Annotated in this window: 7 protein-coding genes; all 7 read right to left on the bottom strand. The window is 25.5% G+C overall.

All coding sequences use genetic code 11. The features are described 5' to 3' along the window. Window positions 1-193, bottom strand: a 193-nt coding sequence (locus HZY83_RS01345) for a hypothetical protein (protein WP_179942301.1), incomplete at its 3' end; no start/stop codon positions are given. Window positions 194-219: 26 nt separating this feature from the next. Further along, on the bottom strand, window positions 220-1,008 hold the full coding sequence (locus tag HZY83_RS01340) for a DUF4422 domain-containing protein (protein WP_218925294.1): 789 nt from the start codon (window positions 1,006-1,008) through the stop codon (window positions 220-222). A gap of 15 nt (window positions 1,009-1,023) precedes the next feature. Beyond that, entirely contained in the window at window positions 1,024-1,680 is a 657-nt protein-coding gene (locus tag HZY83_RS01335; protein ID WP_179942300.1) for a sugar transferase, read from the bottom strand. Continuing rightward, a complete protein-coding gene (locus HZY83_RS01330; RefSeq protein WP_179942299.1) occupies window positions 1,649-2,341 on the bottom strand; it encodes a polysaccharide biosynthesis tyrosine autokinase in 693 nt (230 codons plus the stop codon). Before HZY83_RS01330 ends, HZY83_RS01335 begins: the two co-directional genes overlap by 32 nt. Continuing rightward, window positions 2,334-3,032, bottom strand: a complete 699-nt coding sequence (locus HZY83_RS01325; protein WP_179942298.1) for a Wzz/FepE/Etk N-terminal domain-containing protein — start codon at window positions 3,030-3,032, stop codon at window positions 2,334-2,336. Before HZY83_RS01325 ends, HZY83_RS01330 begins: the two co-directional genes overlap by 8 nt. Before the next feature lie 27 nt (window positions 3,033-3,059). Continuing rightward, window positions 3,060-3,791 (bottom strand): CpsB/CapC family capsule biosynthesis tyrosine phosphatase, encoded by a 732-nt coding sequence (locus tag HZY83_RS01320; protein WP_179942297.1) that lies wholly within the window; start codon window positions 3,789-3,791, stop codon window positions 3,060-3,062. Between the two features lies 1 nt (window position 3,792). Then, on the bottom strand, window positions 3,793-5,175 hold a 1,383-nt coding region (gene cpsA, locus HZY83_RS01315), incomplete at its 5' end, for an LCP family glycopolymer transferase CpsA (RefSeq protein WP_179942296.1).

Genomic DNA, 5,175 nt, shown 5'->3' with positions numbered 1-5,175 from the left:
TGCTATGTATATAATTCATTTTAATTATAATTAAAATAAATGATAAGATTATAAGTACTAATCTAATATTAGAACCAAATTTTATATATTCTTGTATTGTTGAGGAATTTACTATTCCTACAACTAACACTAAAGCATAAGCTATAAAGAATAGCATATTATGTATGTTGATTTGTAAAATATGTTTTTTCATAAAATCCTCTTTCAAAATAACACTATTTAGAAACTTTTTTTATATTTTTTTTTGAAAAATTTTGCCATTAAAAAAGCTCCACCTTTTTTTAGCCAATTTACTTTAAAAGCGTCTAATAAAGGTAATTCTTGTGTAATTATACCATTTTTTTCAATCCAAACATTAAATAATAATTCGCTGATACGACCAAATAATCTTGCTTCAAAAGCAGTCATATTAGAAGTATCTATATTATTCTGCAACTCAAATAATATTGGAAATAACCACTCACAATAATTATCAGATATATGTTTAGGTGCTATATACATATTAAACATATGTCCTTTTTTTTGCCTCATAACCTTATCAAAACTATCAATATACTCTGGAGTTAATTTTTTGATAACAGATTTAGTAATATCCAAATGTTTGCCATCAAATGTATTAGCGTAATGACTATATAAACTTTCTATATAATAATTTCTTTTTTTAGGAACTAAAACCGTCTTATTATCTAAATATCCTTTTATGTCATATGAAGATATAACCAAATTATTTAAGTCTACATCTTCTCTATACTTAACATTCTCTTTTCCAAAATATCTTCTATAATGTACAAGACCTAAATAATCACAACTTAAATTTTTCCAACCCCAATATAATGCTGTCAACTCGGAAAAATAAGGATTTAATTCAGAAATATTGTATAATGTATTATCTTTTTGATAATTAGTTATATTTCCATTAATTTCTGCCCCTACTTGAACGGGTAGATAACAATCTAAATTAGGAATATTACTTTCCTTATGAGTTGCTATTAATATTTTTATATCCATTATATCTCCTTTTTACTAAATATTGTTTGGGAAAAGAACTACTTTTATTCCAGAAAATAAAATTTTAAAATCTTCTATAAGTGATATTTTATCTACATACTTTATATCTAACATTAATCTCTCATCAAATCCCATACTTTCCTTATTACTAGATACTTGCCAATAACATAGCAATCCCGGTAATACTCTATTTCTTTTCTCTATATTACTTTTATTTTCTTTACTATCTTTTACATAGTTATCTATTTCAAATTGCTGTATAGGTCTAGGACCAATCACTGACATATCCCCTTTTATTATGTTTATTAATTGGGGTAATTCATCGATTGATGTTCTTCTAATAAATTTTCCTATTTTTGTATAATTATCCGTAACTTCTGTTTTAAAGTTTAAAGGATCTATAAATCCTTTTTTTATTTGTTCTTTTAAAAATTTATCAGAACCTACTTCCATACTTCTAAATTTTAACATATCAAAAGTTTTACCAGCTTTTCCTATACGTTTTTGTGTATAAAATATTGGACCTTTACTTTCTAGTTTGATAAGTAAACAAATAATTGGAAATAAAGGAATAATAAACAATAAAATCAATAATAGTAATGCTAGAAGTCTGTCTGCCAAAGTTTTAAAAATTATATAACTATTTTTTACCGTAGTTTCCGTAGTTGCCATAAATTCCATATCCCCCGTAGCTAGAAACTTCCATATCAACTTTATTAAGTATTACTCCCAAAAATTTACTTCCCGATTGTTCTAATTGATCTTTTGCTTTTTTTACAAATTTTCTTTTTATTGCATCTGATTGTACTACTAAAATACTGCCATCACATTGTTTAGCAATAATAGCAGCGTCTATAACTGCACCAACAGGCGGAGCATCTATTATTATATAATCATAATATTTTTCAAATGCTGATAACATAATTTCAAAATTTCTACTTTGTAATAGACTTGTAGGATTAGGTGGAATTTGCCCCGAAGGTAATATAGTAAGATTATTAACATCTGTTTCATAAAGAACGTTTTCTATACCAACAGATCCAGATAAATACGAAGTAAGACCTTCAACTTTTCCTCTGGCTTTAAATCTAGCTAACATTACAGAATTTCTTGTATCACCATCTATTATTAATACTTTCAAACCTAAGTCTGCTAATGATTTTGCTAAATTTATAGAAACAGTGCTTTTCCCTTCATTCTCTTGAACTGACGATACGACAATTTTCTTTATATCTTTACCTAAAAACTGAATATTAGTAGCTAAAGCAGTATAATGTTCTGATAATTCTTTACTTATAATATTTTTGTTATAAAGTATATCTATTTTAGTCATTATTTTTTCCTTTCTCTTGTTTTGGTATTACTCCTAATAGAATCATATCTAATACATCTTCTATATCTTCTGGTCTTTTTACCTTATCATCTAATATCTCACGTATTACTATTATACTTATTGATAATACTAATCCAAAGATAAATGCTATAACTCCATTTCTTTTAACATTAGGAGAAGCTGGAACATTGCTAGGTTTAGCTTCTTCTATAGTAGTAATCTCATTAATTTTAGTAATACTTTTTATTTTTTTTATCGAAGATTCACGTAAACTATTAGCTATATCACTAGCTTTATTAGCATCCTTATCTTCTACTATAATTTCTACTACACGCGTATCTTTAGGTGCTGTGATTTCTATTTTATTAGCTAAAGATTTTTGAGAAATATTCAAATTATTTTTGGTAATAGTTTCCTCTAGTACATCAGATGATAATATTATTTGTTGATAATCCTTTACTAAATTTGTTCCTATCTGAATATCTTGAACAGTAAGAGTTTTCTCTTTTTCGTTTTGATTTACTGCATATATTTTTGTAGTACTTTTATATGTTGGCTTAGTTATAAATATATTATAAGAAACCATTATAGCAGCAAAAAATAATGAAGTTGCCACTATTATTATTTTTTTATTCCAAATTTTCTTTATTAGAAATGTCAAGTCTATTTCTTCTATTCCATTATTGATCATTACTTTCTCCTTTATCTATATAAAAACCTATATTAATTCATTATTCTGTATTTTTCTTTGATTATTTACAAATAAATCTTCTGCTCTTTTTTTTCCATATTTCTTTTCAATTATTTTATAAGCTTCTTTAAAATAAGGTTTTCTACTTGTTAAATTATGCATATCTGTAGCAACAAAGTGAACTAAATCTTTATCTAGAAAGTATTTTGCTCTTTTTTTATACTCTTTTTGAGAATCACCAAAAAGTTTCACTTTAAGAACACTAGCAGAATTTATTTGAATATAGGCTCCTTTATCAATTAAATTACGTACTTTTTTTTCACTATTAACTAACTCATTATACCTTTCTATATGTGCAAGAATTGGTATTTTTCCTAAAAGAATAATTTTATCTACAGCTTTATAAATTTCCGTATATCTGGTACTACTACTAAATTCTATTAAAACATAATCTGTATCTCCTAAGGTAGGAAATATATTATTTTCTAATTTGTTAAGTATATCAGATGTAAAATATATTTCTGCTCCGTAGTAAAGATTTAAATCTGGCAATATTTTTTCTATTTCACTTTTTATTATATTAAAATTTTCTCTTATCTTTTCTTCAGGTGTTTCAAACATTCCTTTTCTTCTATGAGAAGTGGCTATAATACTTCTTGTTCCTTGACTATAGCTTTCTTTGATTAATAAAATACTTTCTTCTAAAGTTTTTGGTCCATCATCTACACCAAATATTATATGACTATGTATATCTATCATATTAATTTCCTTCCAAAACGTCCTTTATACTCTGTTTAACTTCAGACAAACTCTTATCATCTACTTCCATCATATAAAGATTATAGCCGGGCATAGCATAAGACGGTAAGTCCATAGTACCTGTTCCTGTCAATGCTTGCGAAGAAACTGTATAATCTGATTTTTTATTAAGTTGTTCATTAGCTAAATTCATAGCTTCTGATATAGGCATATCTGTCTGAATAGAATTAGATAATTCATTAATTATTTGTTCATAATTGTTGAGTGCCTCTGTAGTAGTTAATTTTTTTATAATAGCCGTAATTACTTTTTGTTGATTTTTTCCACGATCAAAATCTCCTCCACTTAAAGAATATCGTTCTCTAACATATCCTAAAGCTCTATCAGAATCTAAGTGAACCATTCCTATTGGAAAATTATATTTCCCGTGTAATGATGTAAATTCTTGTTCATTATAAACATCTACTCCTCCTACCAAATCAATTAATTTTAAGAAAGATGTAAAGTTTATTCTAGTATAGTAATCTATATTAATATCATAAAGATTTTCCAAAGTATGTAAAGAAGTATCTACTCCATAAACACCTGCATGAGTTAATTTATCATACTGATTAGCTCCTCCATCAGCTATTCTTACATATGAATCGCGTGGAGTTGTAGTTAACAATATTTTATTAGTTTCTTTATTAATTGTTAAAATAATATTCACATCTGATCTAGCTACTGTAGTAATAGGACCGTAGGTATCTATTCCACTTATGTAAATATTCATAGTTTTATTTGTAGATTGTCCTGATTTTCTTATTACTTCTTTTTTTATTTTATACTCATATATTTTTTTTATTTTACTACTATAATCTGGATTACTTAATTCTATCAAATTTTCATATGCACTGTTTAAAACTATAGCTTTAGACTTACCTGAAATTAATGATTCATAGTCTTTTATGTAAGATTCAACTTCTTCTACACTAAGGTTCACATTTTCTTTCTCATTTATATTTTTTAACAATTTATTAATATTTTCTCCGTCAACAGCTAAAGGAGCAGTAACTGTTTCATTGTCTAAGTCTTTTATATTTTTTATAGAACTATCTTTTAATACTGCTATGCTCATAATTTGTTCACTAACAGTAGAGTTTTCATTTAATTTATCAAAAATTTTTACTGTTTTATTCAACTGTGAAAATAACATATAAGAAAATAAAACAAATAATATAGATGATATAAAAGTAAGTTTTCTTGCTTTCTTTTTTATGAATAATAAAGTGAGAATTGACAGTGTCAAAACTAATATTAGTGTAACAATATAATTAATATTATTAAAATCAAAGAAATTATTTTTGTATATATAATATATGTTTAGTGTAGTAAATATAAAACT

Source organism: Gemella sp. GH3, assembly GCF_013415425.1.
Taxonomy (GTDB): Bacteria; Bacillota; Bacilli; order Staphylococcales; family Gemellaceae; genus Gemelliphila.
The sequence above is the reverse complement of the archived record's forward strand: the minus strand, read 5'-3'. Positions and strand labels throughout refer to the sequence as shown.

Excerpts from the sequence above, each read along its gene's own strand:
- HZY83_RS01340 (WP_218925294.1), bottom strand. The coding sequence starts at position 1,008 with ATGGATATAAAAATATTAATAGCAACTCATAAGGAAAGTAATATTCCT.
- HZY83_RS01335 (WP_179942300.1), bottom strand. The coding sequence starts at position 1,680 with ATGGCAACTACGGAAACTACGGTAAAAAATAGTTATATAATTTTTAAA.
- HZY83_RS01330 (WP_179942299.1), bottom strand. The coding sequence starts at position 2,341 with ATGACTAAAATAGATATACTTTATAACAAAAATATTATAAGTAAAGAA.
- HZY83_RS01325 (WP_179942298.1), bottom strand. The coding sequence starts at position 3,032 with ATGATCAATAATGGAATAGAAGAAATAGACTTGACATTTCTAATAAAG.
- HZY83_RS01320 (WP_179942297.1), bottom strand. The coding sequence starts at position 3,791 with ATGATAGATATACATAGTCATATAATATTTGGTGTAGATGATGGACCA.